The 24,187-nt window shown below is 46.9% G+C and carries 15 protein-coding genes; 10 read left to right on the top strand and 5 right to left on the bottom strand.

Annotated elements, in window-relative coordinates; translation table 11 throughout:
• Positions 1-383 precede the first annotated feature (383 nt).
• The 3 genes from ycaO to pflB all read left to right on the top strand — a co-directional run bounded on the left by ycaO (position 384) and on the right by pflB (position 6,638).
• Positions 384-2,129, top strand: a complete 1,746-nt coding sequence (ycaO, locus tag AC51G0_RS04250) for a 30S ribosomal protein S12 methylthiotransferase accessory factor YcaO (RefSeq protein WP_496300816.1) — start codon at positions 384-386, stop codon at positions 2,127-2,129.
• 507 nt (positions 2,130-2,636) lie between these two features.
• Positions 2,637-4,151: a DUF3360 family protein gene (locus AC51G0_RS04245; RefSeq protein WP_496300815.1), complete on the top strand. Its 1,515-nt coding sequence runs from the start codon at positions 2,637-2,639 to the stop codon at positions 4,149-4,151.
• A gap of 210 nt (positions 4,152-4,361) precedes the next feature.
• A complete protein-coding gene (gene pflB / locus AC51G0_RS04240) occupies positions 4,362-6,638 on the top strand; it encodes a formate C-acetyltransferase (RefSeq protein ID WP_496300814.1) in 2,277 nt (758 codons plus the stop codon).
• Between the two features lie 118 nt (positions 6,639-6,756).
• Here the strand turns inward: pflB and AC51G0_RS04235 are convergent, their stop codons facing one another.
• Positions 6,757-8,376, bottom strand: a complete 1,620-nt coding sequence (locus tag AC51G0_RS04235; RefSeq protein ID WP_496300813.1) for a methyl-accepting chemotaxis protein — start codon at positions 8,374-8,376, stop codon at positions 6,757-6,759.
• A 423-nt stretch (positions 8,377-8,799) separates the two neighbouring features.
• Between AC51G0_RS04235 and pflA the strand changes: the two genes are divergently transcribed.
• Complete coding sequence (gene pflA, locus AC51G0_RS04230; protein ID WP_496300812.1) at positions 8,800-9,540, top strand: pyruvate formate lyase 1-activating protein; 741 nt, start codon at positions 8,800-8,802, stop codon at positions 9,538-9,540.
• Between the two features lie 89 nt (positions 9,541-9,629).
• Here pflA and AC51G0_RS04225 read toward each other — a convergent pair whose 3' ends face one another.
• Both AC51G0_RS04225 and AC51G0_RS04220 read right to left on the bottom strand, forming a co-directional pair.
• Positions 9,630-10,589 carry a hypothetical protein gene (locus tag AC51G0_RS04225; protein WP_496300811.1) on the bottom strand — a complete coding sequence of 320 codons (960 nt, stop codon included), beginning with the start codon at positions 10,587-10,589 and terminating at the stop codon, positions 9,630-9,632.
• Between the two features lie 555 nt (positions 10,590-11,144).
• Positions 11,145-12,050, bottom strand: coding sequence for a LysR family transcriptional regulator (locus AC51G0_RS04220; RefSeq protein WP_496300810.1), 906 nt, complete (start codon positions 12,048-12,050; stop codon positions 11,145-11,147).
• Between the two features lie 218 nt (positions 12,051-12,268).
• Between AC51G0_RS04220 and focA the strand changes: the two genes are divergently transcribed.
• Positions 12,269-13,741 (top strand): formate transporter FocA, encoded by a 1,473-nt coding sequence (focA, locus tag AC51G0_RS04215; RefSeq protein ID WP_496300809.1) that lies wholly within the window; start codon positions 12,269-12,271, stop codon positions 13,739-13,741.
• Between the two features lie 249 nt (positions 13,742-13,990).
• Complete coding sequence (locus AC51G0_RS04210) at positions 13,991-15,745, top strand: formate--tetrahydrofolate ligase (protein WP_496301868.1); 1,755 nt, start codon at positions 13,991-13,993, stop codon at positions 15,743-15,745.
• An 85-nt stretch (positions 15,746-15,830) separates the two neighbouring features.
• Here AC51G0_RS04210 and AC51G0_RS04205 read toward each other — a convergent pair whose 3' ends face one another.
• Complete coding sequence (locus AC51G0_RS04205) at positions 15,831-17,084, bottom strand: NupC/NupG family nucleoside CNT transporter (protein WP_496300808.1); 1,254 nt, start codon at positions 17,082-17,084, stop codon at positions 15,831-15,833.
• 396 nt (positions 17,085-17,480) lie between these two features.
• The gene (locus tag AC51G0_RS04200; protein WP_496300807.1) at positions 17,481-18,140 is read right to left on the bottom strand and encodes a hypothetical protein; all 660 of its coding nucleotides are present in this window, start codon (positions 18,138-18,140) and stop codon (positions 17,481-17,483) included.
• Between the two features lie 243 nt (positions 18,141-18,383).
• Here AC51G0_RS04200 and AC51G0_RS04195 point away from each other — a divergent pair, with 243 nt between their 5' ends.
• The 4 genes from AC51G0_RS04195 (at position 18,384) to AC51G0_RS04180 (ending at position 24,131) form a co-directional block, all read left to right on the top strand.
• The gene (locus tag AC51G0_RS04195) at positions 18,384-18,884 is read left to right on the top strand and encodes a YfbU family protein (protein ID WP_496300806.1); all 501 of its coding nucleotides are present in this window, start codon (positions 18,384-18,386) and stop codon (positions 18,882-18,884) included.
• A 366-nt stretch (positions 18,885-19,250) separates the two neighbouring features.
• Complete coding sequence (locus tag AC51G0_RS04190; protein WP_496300805.1) at positions 19,251-20,507, top strand: ABC transporter substrate-binding protein; 1,257 nt, start codon at positions 19,251-19,253, stop codon at positions 20,505-20,507.
• Complete coding sequence (locus AC51G0_RS04185; protein WP_496300804.1) at positions 20,507-22,870, top strand: ATP-binding protein; 2,364 nt, start codon at positions 20,507-20,509, stop codon at positions 22,868-22,870. The genes AC51G0_RS04190 and AC51G0_RS04185 overlap by 1 nt, the downstream gene beginning before the upstream one ends.
• On the top strand, positions 22,857-24,131 hold the full coding sequence (locus AC51G0_RS04180; protein ID WP_496300803.1) for a sigma-54-dependent transcriptional regulator: 1,275 nt from the start codon (positions 22,857-22,859) through the stop codon (positions 24,129-24,131). The genes AC51G0_RS04185 and AC51G0_RS04180 overlap by 14 nt, the downstream gene beginning before the upstream one ends.
• The last annotated feature ends 56 nt before the right edge of the window (positions 24,132-24,187 follow it).

The following is a 24,187-nucleotide window of genomic DNA, read 5'->3' as shown; positions in this document are numbered from 1 at the left end:
GCCTCATCTGGCCAATTCATTCTGCTACAGCGTGAGATATTGAACTGTGACTACTTTCACTCGATGTCATTTCAATATGGGATGGCGGTCAAAAAGTCAGCATTATCTAATTCACAATCAACAATCTCTGGCTCAAAAAATGGCCGAAAACAACTAAATACAATCCATGCATATGCCATATCGGACTATAAGTAAGAAAAGTAATTGTCCATCTCAGAGCCGTTCTAAATTTTGCGCTATGGCTTCTGCCATAGCCACAAAACAAGATCTCAAGTAGTTAATGCCAATAATGATGATTTGATATCGAAGCCTCTGCCGTGCTTAGGCTTATGGGCCCGGATTAGGTATACTCCGCGCCACTCTACACTCCTGACGGAACCGTAATGAAAACATTTATCCCTGGTAAAGATGCCGCGCTAGAAGCGTCTATCAAGCGCTTTCAAACCCAGCTCAAACAGCTGGGCTTTAACATTGAAGAGGCCTCATGGCTAAACCCTGTGCCAAATGTCTGGTCAGTCCATATTCGTGACGCTGATGCGCCAATGAACTTTACCTACGGTAAAGGTGTAACCAAGCAAGCCGCGTTGGCATCAGCACTGGGTGAATACTTCGAGCGTCTATCAACCAACGACTTTTTTGCTGATTACTATCTGGGGAAAGACATTGCAGAAGGTGAATTCGTTCACTACCCGAATGAAAAATGGTTCCCAATTGATCTGGAAGAGAACTTGCCGCCAGAAGAGCTCCTAGACGATCGCCTGACCCAGTTCTACGACCCAACATTGGAACTACTGGGTACCGATCTTGTTGATCTGCAATCTAGCAACATGGAGCGTGGGGTCTGCTGCCTGCCTTTCGAGCGTCAGAGTGATAAAGAAACGGTATATATCCCGGTAAATATTATCGGTAACCTCTATGGATCACACGGTATGTCGGCAGGTAACAGCATGGCTGAAGCTCGTACCAAAGGTCTGTCTGAAGTCTTCGAGCGTACCATTAGAAACCGCGTTGTGGCTGAGCAAATCAACCTTCCGGAAATTCCAGCTCACGTGATCAGCCGCTATCCGAGCATTCAAGAGTCAATCGACGCCCTCGAAGCTAATGGGTTCCCGATCCATTGCTACGATGCCTCACTGGGTGGCAAGTATCCGGTGATCGGTGTGATCTTGCTAAACCCGCAGAACAATACCTGTTTTGCCTCATTTGGTGCCCACCCACGCTTTGAGATCGCGCTAGAGCAGTCGATCACCGCACTGCTGCAGGGTTGCAACCTGAAAGATCAGGGTGCTTTCCCAGAACCCTCTTTTAGTAATGAAGCAATCAGCAGTCACCGTAACCTAGAAACCCTCTTTATTGATTCTTCCGGCCTGAAAGCTTGGGAGCTGTTAACAGCCGAAGCTGACTATGATTTTGTCGACTGGAACTTCAGCGGTACAGCCGAAGAAGAATTCGCACACCTGATGGCCGTCCTCGCCGAAGAAAGCGCTGATGTCTATATCGCAGACTACGATCACCTTGGTGTCGACTGCTGCCGCATCATTGTTCCTGGTTGGTCTGAAATCTATCCGGTAGAGGTGCTGATCGAAGCCAACAATAATGTCGCGCTGGAACTACGTGAAACACTGTTGGCCATACCCCTAGTGGAGTGGGACAGCGATCAATATGCTGAAATGTACTCTATTCTGGAAGAAGAAGGCTTTGACGACAGTGTCCGCCTGTATGAAATCCTTGGCCTGGCTCCACAAGCTGGTGATGCCTGGCAGACACTACGTATTGGTGAGCTGAAGTGTTTGTTAGCACTGGCAGGCGGCGATCTGGATCTGGCACTGGAGTTTGCTAACTGGTGCGTCGATTACAACGAGCCTATTTATAGCAAAGATCGTATGCATTTCTTCCGTTGTCTGGTTGCAAGCCTCAAGCTGGCGCTGGATGAAGAATGCGATCCGGCACAGCACAAACCAGAATTTGAACGTATGTACGGCGTTGAAATCGTCGCAGCAGCATGGGGCTCAATTGAAGGCACTGTTCGCTTCCATGGCCTTACGGCCGGTGATTTGACCATGAGCCAGTTCCCGGCCCACCAGAAACTGCTAGCGTCATACCACAAGCTCAGGCTGCTAATAAAGTAAAAAACCTGTAATTTAATTACAAAATTGCAACCTACTTAACAAAAATGCCAGTAAATCATTTGCTGGCATTTTTTTATGACTATTTTTTCAGCCTAAGCGCCCTGCTCAAATAAAGTACTGATCCCTGCTACTTTTGGTGTAGCCACCTTTGTAAACCACTAAATTCGAGCTACAATAGCTAAAGCCATTATAAAATAGATACTTAAATGGAAAATCGCCTTTTTTGAGCGCATTCACAGTTTTACTTTAATTAAATAATTTCTTTCATTTTTTATAACAACTGGACTTCCCACTCAATTTTTTTTGGTTTTTTTCCTATATTTTTTTAAGCGTAGTGATCAAGATCAATTCCCTTAAACAGGCCAAGCGGTACACTTCAGTAAAATTTGGTGAAATATAATTACACTTAATGACAGCTTTCGCCTGATGAGGGTTTTATTTCCAGGCTTGCGCTACATTTACATCCACTAAATACAAGAATTATTTTAAACGTAGAACGAGGCACTTATGTCATCTGAAGAAAGAAGTTACCAGGAGCTGCACCGCCCTGCCTCTGACTTCTCTAGTCGATCGGACTATCTTGACAACGAACTCAAGATAATGAAACCACGCCGCTTTGGCTTAAACCTGCCAGGCCGTGATTTCCGCTTTGAATGGGAAGATCTGGTTCCCGCTTTAGCCGGTACTATCGGTATTATCGCTATGTATTCAGCGGTAATGATGTCTTGGGCTGACGGTCTAACTCAAGCCTGGGATCATATAAATCTTGGCAAAGAGTTCGCCATTGAAGTTGCACGAGTTGAAATGCTCATTCCTGCATTTCTTTTCTGTATTTTAGCATCCGGATTTATCAATCCCCGCGCCAACCTGGCAGGTAACCACGGTCCAATGATTCCATTGATCGGTACCATTGCCCTGGCTGGTGCACACCCTCTTGCTCTTGCAATCCTTCTTGGTGTATTCGGTCTACTACTTAGCTACTTTAAAGGTGGCTCGAAACTGGTCAACCTAACCGGTGAGGGCGTTGCTGGTGGCTTGCTCGTCTTCCTTGGTTTCACCGGGGCAATGAGCCAGATTGGCCAGATCCAAACTTGGGCAACCGGCCTGGAAACAGCCGAAATTGCCAAAGGCAGCCTAGGTTATGTTGGCCTGGTTGTACTGGCGGTTAACATCGTTCTTTATGCTTTCCTTGCCCGCATCAACAAGCGTTGGTTAGCTATCCCGGCTTGTGCGATAACAGGACTACTTGTTGCTCTTGCATTTGGTGCCGGCTTTGACCTTACTTTCGAAACCGAAATGGGTCTGCCAAACCTGAACCCTGTATACTGGTGGGGCAGCACTGAAGAAGGTTGGATGCTTGGCCTGCCAAACCTGCAGCACTTTATTGCATCATTGCCATTTGCCATTCTGGCGGTAGCAATGTGGTCACCTGACTTCCTGGGTCACCGTATCTTCCAAGAACTTAACTACCCTAAAGGTACTGACAAAGTACTGATGGATGTTGATGACACCATGACTATGTGTTCTATCCGTCAGATGGTAGGTACTGCTGTCGGTGGTGGTAACATCACATCTTCTTGGGGTACGTACATGATCCCGGCAGCAATTGCTAAACGTCCTATCCCTGCTGGTGCGATTGTTCTTGGTAGTTTAGTTATGCTTATTGCAATCCTTGGTTTCCCGATGGATGTTGCAGTATGGCCACCAGTCATGCGTATTGCTCTTCTAGTGGGTGTATTCTTGCCACTACTGGAAGCCGGTATGCAAATGGTTAAAGACACCAAAGATTCACAATCTGCTGGTATCTGTATCTTTGCTTCAGCGGTTGCTAACCCGGTATTGGCATGGGCACTAACCATGCTGCTAGATAACAACGGCCTTATTGGTGACAAAGAGCGTGCGAAAAAACTCTCGCTCATGGACCGTGTTATCATCCCTGGCTCTGTGCTTGTCATCTGCCTGTTAGCAATGCTTGCGGTAGGTATGTTAGAAGGCAAATACGGCATCCCAGCGTTACTATAATTGAATTGGGGCAGTGCGATGCACTGCCCTTCATTAACCTTAACTGTTAATGCTAATACGAATAATGAAATCGTTATTTCATTGAAACAAATGGTTTGATTATCCGTATTATTGTTAATTTAAGTGTACTGTTCACCATCAACTGGTGGTGATGAGCTCAACAGCGATTTAATCAGTACGTGTTTTTTCTACTAAAAAGGTAGGTATGTCATGGCAGAGCAATTTGCTAAAGCTTGGGAAGGTTTCGCCGCTGGCGAATGGCAGAACGATGTTAACGTTCGCGACTTCATCCAGAAGAACTACACCCCATTTGAAGGTGATGAGTCTTTCCTAGTCTCTGAAGGTACTGAAGCGACAAACAAGCTTTGGGATCAGGTTATGGAAGGTATCAAGCAGGAAAACAGCACTCATGCTCCTGTTGATTTTGATACTTCTGTTATCTCTACCATCACTGCGCATGATGCAGGTTACATCAACAAAGATCTTGAAACTATCGTAGGTTTGCAGACTGAAGCTCCGCTTAAGCGTGCAATCATCCCTAACGGTGGTATCCGTATGGTAGAAGGTTCTTGCAAAGCGTACGATCGCGAGCTAGATCCTGCAGTATCTAAAATCTACTCTGAGTTACGTAAAACTCACAACCAAGGCGTTTTCGATATCTATACGCCAGATATCATGAAATGCCGTAAGACTGGTGTTCTGACTGGTCTTCCAGATGCATACGGCCGTGGTCGTATCATTGGTGACTACCGTCGTGTTGCTCTATACGGTATCGACTTCCTGATGAAGGACAAGTTCGCTCAGTTTACGTCTCTACAAGAGCGTTTCGAGAAAGGCGAAGACCTTCAAATGACGATGCAACTTCGTGAAGAAATTGCAGAGCAACACCGTGCACTAGGTCAGATCAAAACTATGGCCGCTAAATACGGCTGTGATATTTCTGGTCCTGCAACTACAGCGCAAGAAGCTATTCAGTGGACTTACTTCGGCTACCTGGCTGCAGTTAAATCACAGAACGGCGCGGCAATGTCTCTAGGCCGTACTTCTACGTTCTTGGATATCTACATCGAGCGTGATATCGCTGCTGGTACTATCACTGAAGCACAAGCTCAGGAAATGATCGACCACTTCGTCATGAAGCTACGTATGGTTCGTTTCCTACGTACGCCTGAGTACGATGAGCTATTCTCTGGTGACCCAATCTGGGCAACAGAATCAATGGGTGGTATGGGTCTTGACGGTCGTACGCTAGTAACGCGTTCTAACTTCCGTTTCCTAAACAGCCTGTACACTATGGGTCCTTCTCCAGAGCCGAACATCACTGTTCTTTGGTCTGAGCAGCTACCTGACGGCTTCAAGCGTTTCTGTGCGAAAGTATCTATCGATACGTCTTCAATCCAGTACGAAAACGATGATCTAATGCGTCCAGACATGGATTCAGATGACTACGCAATCGCTTGTTGTGTATCGCCAATGGTTGTTGGTAAGCAAATGCAGTTCTTCGGTGCACGTGCTAACCTTGCGAAAACGATGCTTTACTCTATCAACGGCGGTGTTGATGAGAAAATGAAGCTTCAGGTTGCGCCTAAAGCGGCTCCAATGACTGACGACGTGCTTGATTACGATAAAGTAATGGCAAGCATGGATACGCTAATGGACTGGCTTGCTACGCAATATGTGACTGCACTAAACAGCATTCACTTCATGCACGACAAGTACAGCTACGAAGCGTCTCTAATGGCTCTACACGACCGTGACGTTTATCGCACAATGGCTTGTGGTATCGCTGGTCTGTCTGTTGCAGCTGATTCACTGTCTGCTATCAAGTACGCAACGGTTAAACCAGTTCGTGACGAAGACGGCATCGCAATCGACTTCGAAATCGAAGGCGACTATCCTAAGTTCGGTAACAACGATGCTCGCGTTGATGACATCGCTTGTGAACTTGTTACAACGTTCATGGAGAAAATCCGTAAGCTTAAGACTTACCGTGATGCAGTGCCGACTCAGTCTATCCTGACTATCACTTCAAACGTGGTATACGGTAAGAAGACAGGTAACACGCCAGACGGTCGTCGTGCTGGTGCTCCTTTCGCTCCTGGTGCTAACCCAATGCACGGTCGTGACGAGAAAGGCGCTGTAGCTTCACTGACTTCTGTAGGTAAACTACCGTTTGCTGATGCGAAAGATGGTATCTCTTATACTTTCTCTATCGTGCCTAATGCACTAGGTAAAGAAGTTGATACTCAAAAAGCTAACCTTGCAGGCCTAATGGATGGTTACTTCCACCATGAAGCTGGCATCGAAGGCGGTCAGCACCTGAACGTTAACGTTCTTAACCGTGACACGCTTGAAGACGCCGTTAAGCACCCAGAGAAATACCCACAGCTAACTATCCGTGTATCGGGCTACGCTGTACGTTTCAACTCTCTGACTGCTGAACAGCAGAAAGACGTTATCGCACGTACTTTCACTGAGTCTCTATAATTGAGAATCGAGTGACAAGAAGCTAGCGGCTAGAAATAGTCACTAGTTATCTCATTGAATAGAAAGCCGGTCTGATGACCGGCTTTTTTATTGCGTGTTGTTTGGCATTGCCAACCCGCTAAACCTTAAAGTGTTGTAGCTGGTGGGCCAGCTCCTCTGAAGTTTCAGCTAATGTTTGACTCTGGTTAGCCAGGTGCTGGGCGGCCTCATTCACTTCATTGGCAGATAAATGAATGCTGCTGACATTGCGGTTGATATCTTCCGATACCGTCCCCTGCTGATCGGCAGCCGCCGCTATCTGGTCGACCCGATCATTGGACTGATACAGTGCTTCAACCATATTCTGTAGTTCAAGCTGGCTGTCCTGCGCACTCTCGACACTGCTGCGGCTACTGTTATGGCTCGCTTTCATTGCTGTTGCAGCTTCCAGCGCCCCGCGGGTCAATGCATCTACCGTCACCTGGATTTCTTCTGTGGATTTCTGAGTCCGCTGGGCTAGGTTACGTACCTCATCAGCCACCACGGCAAATCCCCGCCCCTGCTCACCGGCACGTGCCGCCTCGATAGCCGCATTCAACGCCAGAAGGTTCGTTTGCTCAGAAATGCCTTTGATCACCTCCGCGACTTCGCTGATCTGCAACACACCTTGCTTGAGTTCCTCAACCCGTTGATCGGCCTCGGCGATCTGCTCCGCCACTTGCTGGATATTACGGGTTGTTTCTTCAAGCCTATCGTTACTGGCCGTTGCTTTGTGCGAAATGCCTTTCGTCATTGTTGCCGTTTGCTCTGCATTATGAGCCACATCAGCCACAGTCGCGGTCATTTCATTCATTGCCGTGGCAAGCTGTTCTAACTGCATATGCTGCGACTGGGTACTCTGGGCGCTTTCTTCACTGGCAGATGCAATACTACTCGCCATCAGCGTAGACTGGTGGGCTGATGTATTTGCCGCCTTCAATGCCTCCCGGATACTACTGATCGAGGTATCCATCCGGCGCGATAGTTTACCAATTTCATCATGTCGCTCTGAAGGGCATCGGACCCTCAAATCACCACTAGCAATCGCATCAAACTTTTCAACCAATTCCCCTAAGGGCTCAGAAATATTACGACTGATGAAATACCCGGCAGCAAGTAGTACCAGCATTGCAACCGCAGCCATCCCCCCTATTTTCATAGAAGAAGCCATAAAATCATCTTCAATATCTTTAACATGCACGCCAGTACCTATGATCCAATTCCATTGTGGAAAGCGCTGCACGAAAGAGATCTTAGGCTTGATTTCACCATCGGGTGAACGCCAGCTGTACTCTAGGTAGCCAGCGCCAGTCTGTTGGCTGATTGTCACCATCTCTTGCCAATGGTATTTCCCGTTGGCATCTTTTAACTGGCGGGCATTGGTGCCATTTAGTTTGGGTTTGAGAGGGTGAGTAATAATGTCGAGCTCTGGCGTTGTGATCCAAAAGTAATTGTTGTTGTCATAGCGAGCTGCATTAATCATTGCAATCGCTTGCTGTTGTGCCCGCTGCTGACCCAACAAATCCTGCTGTGACGCATAGAAGCCAATAGTGCTGACAACCAGCTCGACCTGGCTTTGCAGTGATGCTTTTCGCTCAAGATAAGCCGTTTTTTTCTGTTCCAGTACATTATATGCACTGACACAGACAAGCAGGCCAATAGCAGTAACAACAAAGGCTATCAACTTCTTCCTGACGGTCAAGTTGCTTAAACTGAACATAAATCTCCCTTTTTCTTCTTATATAGGCTTCCTGTCCCCATGCACTTCCCCCTATCTTTCTGTTTGCAGAGTGACTTAAAGAAAAGCCAAGTTGTTAAGCAAATGAAAGAAATTGATTAAACAAGAATTGCATAAGCACTTTAGCGCGCATAATGCTGAGATTCATACCCCACTTCAAGCACCAAATGTAATAATTTAGTGGTACGTATGCATATTTTTTAAACCGTTTAGGTTATAGGTATGAAACACATCAGTAAAAAGGAGGAAGGGGTGGCAGAGCAAAACAGAACACTGCATAAATGCTGCAGCGGACTTGGTAAATATTGTATTACCCTTACATTTTTAGCGCTTTTTTCGCTATTTTAGCCTGTCAATTTGTAATAAAATAACAAGTAAACACGCACCATGCGGAGAAGTTAAGCAATGTCAGTAAAAGGCCGTATTCACTCTTTTGAATCCTGCGGTACCGTGGATGGACCCGGCATCCGTTTCATCGTTTTTATGCAAGGCTGCTTAATGCGTTGTCAGTACTGCCACAACCGTGATACGTGGGATCTCCACGACGGGCGTGAAGTGACTGTCGAAGAAATTATGAAGGATGCACTGTCTTACCGTCACTTTATGAATGCATCAGGTGGTGGGGTTACGGCTTCCGGTGGTGAGGCGATGTTGCAACCTGAGTTTGTCCGCGATTTTTTCCGCGCCGCGCAAGCCGAAGGCATTCACACCTGCCTTGATACTAACGGCTATATCCGCAAGCATACTGACGTGGTAGATGAAGTGCTTGATAGCACAGACTTGGTCATGCTGGATCTCAAGCAACTCGATGACAGCATTCACCAGGATCTGGTTGGGGTGCCAAACAAGCGTGTATTGGACTTTGCCCGTTATCTGCATCAGCGCGGCCAGAAAACCTGGATCCGCTATGTCATTGTTCCTGGTTTCACTGACGATGAGAAATCTGCTCACCTACTCGGTGACTTTATCAAAGATATGGACAACATCGAGAAGATCGAACTGCTGCCGTATCACCAGTTGGGTGAACACAAGTGGGAAGCCCTGGGCTTTGAATACCAACTGACAGATGTGAAGCCGCCATCAAAAGAAACCATGGAAAAAGTGAAAGGCATCATTGCCAGCTATGGACACAAAGTGATGTACTAACACGGTAACCTTGTAGACCATCAATGCAGGAGCGCAGGAGCAAAACAGCATCCTTATTTGCTCCTGCATCCGAGTTAACCCACTTCCTATTAACTGGCAACCAGATCCTTAGTTGTCGTTTTGCAAAGCAGCGATTTATCGTCACCAGAGCAGGTCTTGTTGACCAACTCGCACTGACCCTTTGCAATCCCATCCAAGACATTACACTGGGCATTGATCAGACAAAGGTTTTTACGATCGGCTAAACCTGGCACTAATGCGCTGAGCTCCTCATCTTTTACGCAGCTCATAATTTCATTCTGTACATTGCCATCAAACGCATTAAGCTGTCGCTTGAAAGCCGTATCCTCATTAGGCTTAAAACGCCCGACGGTAGCCACCGAAAGAATGTCGTCAAACTTTTCAACATTCAGTGGCTTGCAGGCAACATCCCATTTGTTATTGAAGCGACTACGGCCTAGCTCAACCGGTTTTTTATGGCTGTCAAATTGATAATATTGAGAACGGTCATCTTTGAAATAACCATGAACGCTGTATTTCTGGTTTAAAAAGTCATACACCAGGTCAACAATGAATGGCACCCTTTCACGCGCCAGGCCCATGGCATTTTTTGCCGCATAATAACCGCAGGTGGTGAGGTTAAGGACATTGTCTTTCTCCTTCACCGTCGCAGGGCTGTACATCCAGTTTTCACTACTGGCCAGGCTATAGAACTCAACCGAGTTAGGGAAATTAAACTTATTGGCAAAACGCACTAGCGCCGCTTGTTTAAGCTCGGCGATCTCATCGTTAACGGGTGCCGCCGTCACTTCAGGTTGAACCACCACGACTGAAGGCGCTGGTAGCGGCTCTTGTGGTGCTGGCAATACATCTTCATCAGAGCTTGTCGGTAAGACCAACTGCTGAAGAGCAACGGCAGAGTTAGAAAGTGTTTCCGTAAGCGTATGTAAGTTAATCAAAAATAGCAGTAACAGCAGGCACCCTAACCCACGAAATAGTGTATTAAGCTTGAGGGAAAAATCCCTTACCGGCTTTCCTTTGATGATCATTTTATCGTCCCTAGCAATATCTACTACGGCCGGATTTTAAGGATAATGATACCCTTGTCTATAGATCAACCGCTCGCTTTTTGCGCAGTTATTGATGTCGCAAATGAAATCAAATAGATGTATTTCACTTTTTTTCCGTCTTTGGGAGCAACCTCTTTTTCCCTGACTTTTCCAGCAATTTAGGCCGCCAATAGACAAAATGTCATATTCATATACAGGAAAAGCACTACTTTGGGGAAGACCGTTTTCATACCAAACTAGCCATACCACATGTCATAAGGGAAAAGATAAGCAACAAAATGCGTATTGCTTTTGCTGCTTATGGTAATAAACATTATTGATGAGGAAAAAAATAAGAAAGCAGTCTTGATAAGTATCTCTTTTAGCAATAACGACTGACTTTTGTAGTAAAAAGTCGAATACTCCAGTTAAACATCATATTTTTAATTCATTTAATCAATGTTGATTCTATTTTGCATACAAGAAAATACTTATAGGTGTGTAGTTACATATCTATAAAACCACTTCCAGTAATCAATTTTTTTTATAGCTAGACTACATCTCCATTTTTCTGTCTTTTATCATCCGTATCGCTTCACGTCGAATACAGTCGCGAAGCGGGTTTTCAATCGAATCAGCCCGCCAGATAAAGGACAGGGTACGCTTCATATTAAGCTCAGGTACATTCAGTGCCACCAGCTCCCCTCGCTCGATATGCTTCACCACATCAAGGTATGGCAGGCAGCTCAAGTAAGGACCGTTAGTCACTAAGGCGCGAAGAACGGGTATTTGCTCATACTCTCGCCATACATCTAAGTCCTCGATAATCCCATGCAAAGCACTTTCGAAGCTCTTTCGCGTCCCAGCCCCCTGCTCGCGGAGGACCCATTTAGCCTGTTCAAGCTGGGCAAAACTAACAGTGTCTAGGTTGGCATAAGGATGGTGTTTGGAAGCGATAATCACAAGGTGATCGTGACACCATACTTCCTGCTCTAACCGGCTATCATCACAACGCCCCTCAATAATTCCTAGCTCACACTCATAGTTTCTGACCCGATCAATGACTTTTTGGGCATTCTTTACGATGAGTTGGATACGTAATTCAGGAAAATCTTTATCAATAATACTGATGAGCTCTGGTAAAAGGTGCTCTGCTGCCGTCTGGCTAGCGGCCAGGCTGAGCTCGCCGCTCACTAAATGCTGATCATAAAATCCTAGCTCTATCTGCTGAGCATCAAATAACAACTGCTTGGCCCTTGGCCTAAGCCAGGCTCCCCAGTAGGTCAGTGCCATTTGCTTACCTTGGCGTTCAAACAGAGGGCGGCCCAGCAGCTTCTCCAGCTGTGATAGCGCCATGCTGGCAGCTGACTGGGTTAAAGCTAGGTTTTCCGCGGCTTTACTCACGCTGCGTGTGCTTGCCACCTCTTCAAAAACAGCAAGCTGCTTCAGCGAATAACGCATTAAATACTCCCCGATAAATGCAATTTGGTTCCTAACGCCAATAATATCAACTTTTGTGATGAGGGTTAAAAAAATTATCAATTTTACTCAACACTTTTCCCAGCCTTATTCTGGATGTCAGTTACCAATCACGACGAGGAGGAAATATGACGTTATCAATCCCTTACCTATTCACCCCTACCGGCCAACGCGTCGGCCAACAGAGAGGAGGCTTATAAATGGCTTCGGCAACGTCCCCCACTAGCAGCAACTTCACTCCGAAGGAGATGATGAAGCAAGCGGAAACTTATGCAGTTGGCAAGGCATCCAAAACCACCCGTACTACCATTGCACTGGCCATTACAGCAGGTGTATTCATTGGCCTGGCCTTTGTGTTTTACATCACCGTGACAACCGGTGGCGGCAATATGAGCTGGGGGATCAATCGCTTATTTGGTGGATTGGCATTCAGCCTTGGCTTGATCCTTGTTGTGATCTGTGGCGGTGAACTATTTACCAGCACAGTGCTGTCTTCAATCGCCAGGGCCAATAAGCACATTACTACCGGCCGTATGCTTGGCACCTGGGCCAAAGTTTATTTCGGCAACTTCCTAGGCGCAATGCTGCTATTGGCACTGGTTTCAATGGCCAGCCTGTACCAGCTTGACGGCGGCCAGTGGGGGCTCAATGCACTCAACATCGCCCAGCACAAACTACACCACCAGCCGCTGGAAGCCTTCGCCTTGGGTATTCTTTGTAACTTGCTTGTATGCCTGGCTATCTGGATGACTTTCTGCTCAACCAACATGATGACCAAAATGGCGATGATGGTGCTGCCTGTCGCGATGTTTGTCAGTACAGGCTTCGAGCACAGCGTTGCCAACATGTTTATGGTGCCGCTGGGCATCACCATCCAGAACATCGCACCGGAGTCATTTTGGCTAGGCCTCGGCGTATCGCCAGAGCAATACGCCGATCTCAATATCCATAACTTTATCTTTGCCAACCTTATTCCCGTCACGCTAGGCAACATCGTTGGCGGCGGGGTGCTTGTCGGGCTGAGCTACTGGGCAATTTTTAGCACACCTAAAGTGCAACACCCAACGGCAACTATCATTACACCTGACTTTTCAATGACTAACACTATCTATAAGGACAACACCATGCTTCAGGAAAACCTACTTGTAAACGACTACATGCGCCCGGCGACCACCACACTCCAGCCTGGTATGCCTGTCGCTGAAGCGCTTGATATCCTTATCAAAGAAGAACTTACAGGGGCGCCTGTCCTATCAAGCGACCAGCGCCTGGTCGGCTTCTTCTCCATCCACGATACGCTGGTTGATCTTTGGTGCACTGACTACATGCCTGATGCCGAGTGCAAGGTGCAAGACTTGATGAAGCATGAAATTCAAACCGTCAGCCCAGATAACTCAATCCTTGAAATTGCCGAATACATGAGCATCGACAAGAACATCCTGTACCCTGTCACCAGCGGGGGGATTGCCACTCAGCTAACCACACTTTCACTGAATGAACGTGCACGTACCATGGTAGTAAACCGCCCTCACAGCTTCCCTGTCGTAAAAGACAACCAGCTGGTTGGGATGATCAGCCGCCACGAAATTGTCAAAGCGCTTCGCCCAGTATATGGCAGCCTTGTTTCTGTTACAGAGATTGACAATAGCCAACCAGCAGTTGAAATTGCTTAACTAATCAATAACCTGCCAGTCTAGCTGGCAGGTTTCCTTGTATTCATACCAAGTCTGTCGCCTTTCAACCGATTCACCGCTGTTGCCCCTCTCCTGACAAATAGCAAAATAACCACACATATCTCGGATTTTTTCTACATATACATGATAAAATTGTGGTATAAACCAAGCGCAAACGATTGCGTGACCTGCAAATGCAGCTCTATGCAGTATATCTTTATTGCTACCGATGCGAGGTTATGGCCGCCCATGAACAGTGATATTCAAATTTGTCGTGATACCCAACTCACCCCAATTGATCAAATCGCTCAACAAGCCGGCATACTGCCGGACGATCTAACCCCACAAGGCACTCTAAAAGCGAAAGTTAAACCCTCAATTCTCAAACGCCTGAATGACCGGCCAGAAGGAAAACTGGTGCTGGTAACAGCCATTACCCCAACCCCATTGGGCGAAGGCAAAACCGTCACGACTATCGGCCTGTCGCAAGGGCTGGCCAAAATCAACCAAAGCGTAATGGCATGTATCCGCCAGCCATCGATGGGGCCGGTATTTGGGGTGAAAGGCGGTGCCGCCGGTGGTGGCTACAGCCAAGTTGCACCGATGGAAAAGCTCAACCTGCATTTAACGGGTGATATCCATGCCGTCACCGCAGCCCATAATCTTGCGGCAGCGGCACTGGACGCACGCTTGTATCATGAAGAACGCCATGGCTATGAGGCATTTGCAGAAAAAACTGGCCTCACTGCTCTGCGGATTGATATTAATCGTATCTGCTGGAAACGGGTCATGGACCATAATGATCGTGCCCTGCGGATGATCACCGTTGGTAACAATGAGCCAGGTAAGACAATTAACGGCGTTGCCCGTGACGACGGCTTTGATATTTCAGCCGCCTCCGAGTTAATGGCGATTTTAGCCCTCTCTAAAGATCTGGCCGATATGCGCCAGCGCCTTGGCCGCGTTGTCCTGGCCTATAACTTGGATGGCCAGCCTGTCACCGCCGAAGATCTCCAGGTTGCGGGAGCGATGGCCGTCACGATGTGCGAAGCTATCGAACCGACCCTGATGCAAACCCTAGAAGGGGTTCCTACCCTTATCCATGCAGGGCCGTTTGCCAACATCGCCCATGGAAACTCCTCGATTATTGCTGATCGAATTGCGTTAAGACTGAGTGACTATACGATCACCGAGGGCGGCTTCGGTTCAGATATGGGGTTTGAAAAAGCATGTAATATCAAGGCACAACAAGCAGATCGCGGCCCTGATTGTGCCGTTGTCGTTGCGACTCTGCGCGGTCTTAAAGCCAACTCCGGTCTCTATGACCTAAGGCCGGGACAAGCCCTGCCAGATGCTATCTTTGCGCCGGATGAAAAAGCACTGCTGGGTGGTTTTGCGAACCTGAAGTGGCATATCCGTAATGCTGCCAAATACGGGATCCCGGTTGTGGTTGCCATCAACCGTTTCCCTCAAGACACAGAGGCTGAGCTAAACCAACTGAAAGCCATGATCACCGCGGAAAACTTCGGTAGCTATGTGAATGTTGCGATCAGCGAAGCTTTCGGCAAAGGTGGTGAAGGGGCAACTGAGCTAGCTCAGGCTGTGGTCGATGCATGTAAGCAACCTGCCAACTTCAAGCCGCTCTACCAACTAGAACAAAGCCTGGAAGAAAAGCTGATGACCGTGGCCGAAGTGGGCTATGGCGGACGCGGAGTGGAGCTATCAGAACAAGCAAAGCAACAGCTCATGGAACTAAAGGCACAAGGGCATGACAACTTAGCAGTTTGCATGGCCAAAACACCGCTTTCTATTACTCACGATCCAAGCCAGAAAGGTGCACCAACAGACTTCATTGTTCCAGTCCGTGAACTCAAGCTGTGTGCCGGTGCCGGATTTGTCTATGCCCTATGTGGCAATGTCATGACAATGCCTGGCTTACCAGAAAAACCCGCTTACATGGCACTGGATATTGACGCTGACGGGAATATCGTCGGACTCAGCTAGCTATCGCTAACATAGCTCCAAACAAAAAAGCGCCGACAAATAGCCGGCGCTTTTTATTTGGCGATAATCCTACCGCTCACTGACGTTACATAGCTAGTGAAATAAACAGGCCAGCAACCGTCGCATTGAGTAGGTTAGCCAGCGTCGCTGCTACCAAGGACTTCATCCCCAGCTTGGCTATTTCGTTATAACGGCTTGGCGCCATCAGTCCAACACCACCGAGTAGCACGGCAATCGAGCCAAAGTTGGCAAAACCACACAGAGCAAAAGCAATAATCGCTTCCACCCGAGGCTCCAGTGCCCCGCTGCTGATCAACGGAGCCAGCTGAGAGAAAGCCACAAATTCATTGATCGTGGTTTTAGTACCAAAAATAACAGCCATCTGCTGCGCAGCATCGAAGTCCCAGATCCCGGCAATATAGGCAAAAGGCAGGAACAAATAACCAAAGATCAAATCCAGGCTTAGGTTCTCCATACCAAACCATTGGCCGACACCACCCAACGCGCCATTGATCAGCGCGATCAACCCCACATATGCCAGCAACATAGCACCAATATTCAGCGCCAGCTGCATTCCCTGTATCGCCCCCTGTGCAGCAGCATCGATAATATTGACAGGCTTGTCTTGAGCGTCTACCTCCGCATCAGCCACAGACTGCGGCGTATCGGTTTCCGGGATCAGCAGCTTAGCCATCATCAGCCCAGCAGGTGCCGCCATAAACGAGGCTGCCAATAGATACTCCAATGGAATGCCCATTTGTGAATATCCCACTAACACCGAACCCGCTACCGAGGCCATTCCCCCTACCATTACGGCAAATAACTCCGAACGGGTCATCTTGGCAATGAATGGGCGAACCGTTAGCGGCGCCTCAGAAATACCGAGGAAAATATTGGCTGTCGCTGAAATCGACTCGGCACGGCTCGTCCCTAACGCTTTCGACAGCGCCTTGCCTAGCGTGTTTACCAACAGCTGCATGATCCCCAGGTAGTAAAGCACCGACACCAGTGCCGAGAAGAACACCACCACAGGCAATACGCGCAGCGCCATAATAAAACCGCCACCGCCAAACACTTCAAACATCTTATCGGAGACCAAGCCGCCAAACAGGAAGCCGATCCCGTCATTGCTGAAGTTAATCACATTTTGTACGCCGCCGGAGAACGCACCCAGCGCACTACGCCCAACATCACTGTACAGCACCAAAGCCGCAAAGCTGATTTGAATAGCCAGTGCACCTAATACCGTACGCCAGTTAATGTGAGCACGTTTTTCAGAAAGGAAGTAAGCAATCACGATCAGTACTAGAATACCGATCACACCAGAAACAATTTGCATTTCAAACTCATAAGAACAATGAAAGTAGCCTAATTAGCATCGCTACTTTCTGGTACACCTCTGCCTGGCAGCCCTGCTGCCGACACCAAATGCACTCGGTTTCCCTCTGCTTTGAATCCACGCCTCCTGGCAATCGTTTGCTTATATCAGTCAAAAAAGGAGAACGTCATCTCATCGAGTGCTCTTTTCTGAATAAAAACGGGGATTCTCGCGCAATATGCGAGTGGACACGATCACGCCGTGTAATAAATCGCGCAAAGAGTAGAAAGTTTACAAACATATCGCAAGCAAAAGCCGCTCAACCGCTGGCTTTACTGGCAAGGTGGAGAAATATGAAACAGCCCGATCTCGCAAATGAATTTAAACAACAACACGGATAAATAAACAATAAAGAAACTATTCATCTTTTTTATTGGAGGAATAAATATAATCACGATCAGCGAAAGTTCTTACCCATTCAGGTTTATAAACCACCAGCAAAGTGATTGCCATTCCATTGATTAGGGCTTCAGGAAATAGTAATAAAGGAAGCAGCACCAAATAATTGTCAACAATATATATCCACGAGTAATGATTACCCATATACATCCAGGCACTGGTCAATAACAAGTGGGCTATCATGGTCAGCGCACCATTTAGAAATGCGGCGACAAATATATAGATAAACAGGTGTCTTGCCATAAATCGATAGCTAAATAGAAATACCGCAAAGCTAAACATTGCGGGAATAATGAGCCCGGTTAACGCATACATCCCCCCATCAGGCCAGTTCACGACACCAATAGCCATTAACAGCACAACAGGTATTGAACCAATTATCCCTGCAATCTGCCAGCCGTGGGATAAAACCAGCACAGTTAACGCCAAAAAATGGACCTGCAATCCCTCAGCGATCCCGGCCCTTAAGCTCCAGAGCAGAAACAACACCACAACACTTGCCAATACCAGGTGTTGGTAATCTTTCTCTAATTTGAATTTAGGCCAAAATTCACGTGGAAAGCTAACAACCAAAATAGCTAACCAAATTAGATAGCCTACCCACTGTAACATCGTCATCCGTGCACCGCCTTCTATGCCAAATAAGCTAAACTTATATCAATAGGATAGCTCACCAATAACCTTGTAAAGAACAAGGACTATTTTTGTTAAATCAGCACCTGCAAACCTGGTTGCACAAGCTTTAGCCTGTCAATTTCAATTAACAATAAATCGCCAGCAAGACGGCGTCAGATCAAGTTTTTTTGTAACCAACCTGATAATCTCAATGCCAGCTCAATACAATATTAAAGGCCAATCATTATGGAAATGACTAACGCACAACGTCTTATTCTTTCTAACCAGTACTACCTGATGTCTCAGATGAACCCAGAGAATGCCGCGAAATACCGTCGCCTGCAAACCATTGTCGAGCGCGGCTACGGCCTGCAGATGCGTGAACTAGATAAAGACTTTGGTTGCCTAGCTGAAGAAGATTGCCGCAATGTGATTGATTTCATGGAAATGTATCACGCGATGCAGGAGTCATTCAAAATGCTAAGCGAAGACAACCAGAACCAAGTTGATCCGCGCCGCCTTCAGTTCCTGGGTTTTGATGCTGCAACAGAATCCCAGCTAGTACATTACGTTCGTTTCCTAACAGAAGAAGAGGGCCTGTACCCTCAATTTGACAAGTCTGAGCATATGTTCAACAGCCAGGTTCCAATGCAGGAAAAATACCAGCGTATGCTGCAAACTTGGCGCAACTGCCCACGCCAATACCATTTGTCAGCGACTGAAATTCAGCAAATTCAAAATGCCTAGGTCGTAAATATTGAGAACATGAAGCCGGAGCAACAGCTCCGGTTTTTATCCCGTACCATCACTCCCCCGCATAAATCAAAGCAAAGATATTTGTTATTCCCATACCTGTTATTCCACTTCCAAATAATAATCCCTTTTCCTTATTATTTTCCTCACACCACTTTCCCCTTCTACTCTGCAACGATAAAATGTGATATTAAACGGGCTTCAATATCGCAATGGGTCACTTTTGTCCGATAGTGAATTTCTCTAAGTATAAAAGCGCTAGCATCTTATAAGTTCATAAAAGCTTAATTTAATTAACTACAATCCTGCGGAGCAACCTTGTATATAAGAACTGTCAATACAAGGTAATTTTAAAAGATCATGATTCGATTTATTCTAGTAATTCTACTATTTTCGTCAGCTTGTATTGCAGCACCTACGAATAAGTTGATTATATTAACCACCTTTCCAGAACCCTCAATTACACCGATCACGAAACAATTCCAACAACAGTTTCCTCACGCGACAATCAAAGTGCTTCATCGACGGGAGGAATCAGGGCTCCGGCTGCTGAGTAAGAATGATCATGATATTGACATTGTAATTTCTTCCTCACGTTCCTTATTTTTACCTCTCATCAGGCAAAACAGGCTGCTGCCTTTGAGTCAGCTAAGCCATGACTTAAATGCCCAGCAGCAAGCCTTTCTGCTAGAGGCCCCAGAAAATGTCGCTATCTTCGGGTATTCTGGCTACGGCCTAATGTGGAACAAAAACTATCTGGCAAAACATCAACTTGATATTCCCGCAACATGGGAAAGCCTGGTACAACCACAATATTTCCGCCATATCATTATGAGTAGCCCAGCCCGCTCAGGAACCACTCATCTGATGGTAGAAAATATTTTGCAACAGTATGGCTGGAAAGAAGGCTGGAAATTACTGCTCCAGATTGGTGGCAACCTCGCATCCATTTCGGCTCGAAGCTTTGGTGTCAGTGATGCAATTTCTCGCGGCCTTGCCGGGATCGGGCCTGTCATTGATAGTTTTGCCTATGAAGACCAAAAACAATTTCCTTTCATTGGGTTTCACTATCAAAACCAAAGCCCGCTGCTGCCCAGCTATATCGCCGCCGTCAAAAATATTAACCAGGCAACTCACAGCCAAGCTTTTATTGAGTATTTGCTATCAGGCAAGGTACAACACAACCTATCTACCAGCTCATTGAACAAATATGGCCTACACCAGAAAACCAGCCAACCCTATTCAATACTGCCAATCAATCACTCCCTAATGCAACACCGTGCTATCTTAATCAAACAGTTATTTGAACAAGTGATCAACCATCAACTGGTTTTACTGAACCAGGCATGGCAGCTAATCCACCAAATCGGCACAAAAACACACCTGAGTAACGCCCAGCAAGAGCTGTACAACCTCGCTATCGAGCTGGCTTCAACCCCGCCGGTTACTGAGGTCCAAGCTGATAATGCCGATGATACCCAAGCACTGACCCTATCCCGAACTGATATTCATACCGCGAAACGCCTTGATAACTGGCGCTATGCCATGAGCAGGCAGCTGGAAAGATCGATTCTCATCAGTGAGCAGATCCTTGCCGACAACAAAGGGGCGAAATAATGCGGCGCTGGAACACCATCGGTAATCGCCTGATAGCATCCATCGGCTTTATGGCTTTACTCACCATCAGTGTAAGCCTGATTGCCGTGGTTAACTGGGAAACCCTTGATAGCCAGGTTAATACGATTATCGAAAAGAATATGCCAACGTTGCGAATTAGCTATCAGCTGGAACGGAATACGGCAGGGCTGCAAGCAGCTCTAAACATGCTAAGCGATAATACCGACCCGATTCAGCACGCAAGACTCATGCAAACCCTTACCACCAAGCTGGATCAAATCACACCCGCGATTTCGGACACAGCCAGTTTAAAGTTTCACCCAGCGATCAAAAATGAACATCAGACATTGCTGACAGATATCTCTGTCTATACCAACTTGCTATATCGACGTAATACCCACGGGTACTCTCTAACTCAAACAGAAAACACCATCAAGTGGTTGCATCAGGATCTGGTTGATGAACTGACCCCTCTGCTCCAAGAAGTTGAATGGCAATTAACCCGGATGCTGCCCAATGCCATTAATACAGAGGCAATTACGGACGTGATGACCGAGTTTTCCTTTATCCAATCTATTACCGTGAAGGAAAATGAGCTGAATCAGTTAGTACATGAGATTATCCAGCAGCGACAAAACCGGGATCTTGGCAATGCGTTTTACTTCATTGGCTACAAAACCGAAGAAGTCAGCAAAATGAGCCAGAACCTGAACCATTACCCATCGACCATCTCGTACCGCCAGCTGCTACAGGAGCTGATCACCATTGTTGAGCCTGAGGGGATATTGGAACAGCAGTTAAGGCTTGCTGTCGAATTGCATAATGCGATCAAACTGTACAAAGAGCAGATCCAGACCCGCCTGAAATACCAAGAAGAGTTAATTCAAACCATGGTTGAGCAGGAAAACGCCTCACTTAAACTGCTCAACGAACAAACCAGCAAGTCGATCCGGCTCAGTAATATCATCCTGATTGGTGTGGTGATCCTGTCTATTTTCCTGACCATCGTGCTCTCTATTTATCTGGTCGGGCGCGGTATTGTCAAACGACTCAACTTGCTATCACAAGATTTATATGCCGTCGCCAATAATCAGCACAACGCCAATATTCAGGTCTCGGGAAATGACGAAATCGGTATGCTGGGCGATAATTTGCGCTACTTCTGCCGTCAAATGCAAGAAATGCAACAAAGCAACGCACTCAACCTGATCAATAACACCCAGGCCTGTATTATCACCTGCGACTTGAAGGGCGTAGTTGAATCGGTCAACCCCAGTGCGCAGACCCTTTTCAGCTATGACATATCCCCTGTCCAGCAAACGATATGGACGTTATTTAGCGACAATATGCAACAGAGACTACAATCTCTATTCTCAGGCAGCAGCCAGCTATTCAATAACCGGGCCTGCAACCTGACGCTAAAACACAGGCAGGATCAGGAGAATAGCCTCTATCTACGGCTGGATTTTCGCCTGTTCAAACAAGGGAACCACGACAAGGTCATCATCACGATGACGGATATTACCGAGCAAGAAAACGCTGCACGCTGGCTAGAAAATATGGTCAGAGAAAAAACCCAGTCACTCACCAGCCGGAACCGTCAATTAAAAGCCGAGATCGACGATCGCAAACGGGTAGAAGCCGACTTACTGGCTGCGCAGGATGACTTGATCCAGGCAGCCAAAATGGCCATCGTTGGCCAGACGATGACCTCGTTAGCCCATGAGCTCAACCAGCCTCTCTCGGCGATTTCAACCCATGTATTTGCGACCCAAATAGCCATCGGCAAAGATGACTACACCCAGCTCCCAGCTAGCCTGGATAAAATTAATAGCCTAACTTCCCGCATGGGAAGCATTATTGCCAGCCTACGTAGTTTTTCAAAGAAACAATCAGCCAATAGCCCGCTCATCCCCGTTGATATCCAAGCATCGTTCCATCAAGCAATGCTCATTGTTGAAAGCCGGGCTAAAGTCCAAAAAACAACCATCACCAGTCAGATTGATTGCCAGCTGAATGCCCTTGCCGATCAAGTGCAGTTAGAACAGGTACTCGTCAACTTACTGGTAAATAGCTGTGATGCTGTCGCAGGAAGTGAACAGCGCGTAATCACGATTAGTGCACTTGATAGCAACAGCAGCCGCTTGCGTATCGCTGTTAGCGACAGCGGTAGTGGATTTGCTACCGATATTATCGAGAAGCTTTTTATTCCTTTTACCACAACAAAGGACGTCGGACTTGGTCTGGGGCTAAGCATCTGTCGTTCAATTATGACCCGCTTTGATGGTGATATTTTTCTTGCCTCAAACCTTCAAGGAGGTGCAATGGTCGTATTGGAGTTAAACAATTATGATAATGAATGATGAGATTGAAGTTGTAATCATCGATGATGATAAAGATGTTCTCGATGCCTATCAGCATCTTATTGAAATATCAGGCTATAAAGCCTATACCGCCACAGATCCTACGGTAGCAATCTCTATGCTGCATAAAAATTGGCCGGGGGTTGTGGTAACGGATATGTACATGCCGGGATTGAGTGGCATGGAGCTACTTGAGAGAGTCAAAGCTCTGGATCCTGAACTGCCTGTTATCATGATCACGGGCCACGGGGATATCCCTATGGCAGTAGATGCCGTCAAAAAAGGCGCTCTTGATTTCTTGCAGAAACCTCTCCAGCCTGCAGAGCTACTTACTCTGCTTGAAAAACACCTGCCACTACGGAAGCATAAAATTCAACAGCGTACCAACCTAACCCACTCTACGGCTGAAGTGCTTCTGGGCGAAAGCCCGCTGATCTGTAAAATTCGGGAACAGTTAACCCAAATAGCCCAAACAACCAAGGATGTACTGCTTGAAGGGGAAAATGGCACAGGTCGCCACACGGTTGCCAAGCTGCTGCATCAAAATAGCCAACTATGCGAGGGGCCCTATGCCAATGCATTAGGCCAAGCCATCAACTGCACTGCTGATTTGCAAAGAAGTATGATTTCCGCTCGCGGCGGAAGCCTGTGCCTGAGTAACCCGCAAGATATGCCGATAGAAGCCCAGCAATGGTTGTGTCGTTTTCTGCTCGAACAGGAACGTCAGGGGAAAAAAGAAGTCCGTGTCCTGGCTGTAATTACTGGCTCACCTGAAACCCAAGTTGAACAAGATAAGCTGCTACCAGAGCTATTCTACTTCCTCAGCCAGATACGTTTCAGCCTTCCCACGTTAAAGCAGCGTAATTGCGATATCACCCCGCTATTCCGCCATTTCCTTAAGAGTAGCTGCCTAAAGCTCAATAAGATCATACCAGCCGTCGACAAAGCGTACATCAATACTCTAAACCGCCACGAATGGCCCGGCAATGTGCTAGAACTGAAAAATGTAGCAGAACTCTATGCTATCGGTATAGTAAAGCTCACCGGCCAGGAGAGGACAAAACCACTCGATCAGATGAGTAGTCCTCTTGATGATCTTGTCGACAGCTACGAAAAGCAGGTCATCGAAGATGCCCTTTACCTGTTTGCAGGGCGGATCAATGAAGTATCAAACTATCTGCAAATCCCTCGCAAAAAACTCTACCTGAGAATGAAAAAACACAGCCTTGATAAGGCGGAATATAAAGTTAGCCTCAATTAAACGCTAAAACAAAAGGGAGGCTATTGCCTCCCTTGTTCCTAGCCACTTATTGGTTC

The organism is Photobacterium sp. HL06, assembly GCF_059552575.1.
Note: the sequence above shows the minus strand (reverse complement) of the source record. Positions and strands in the feature narration are given on the sequence as shown.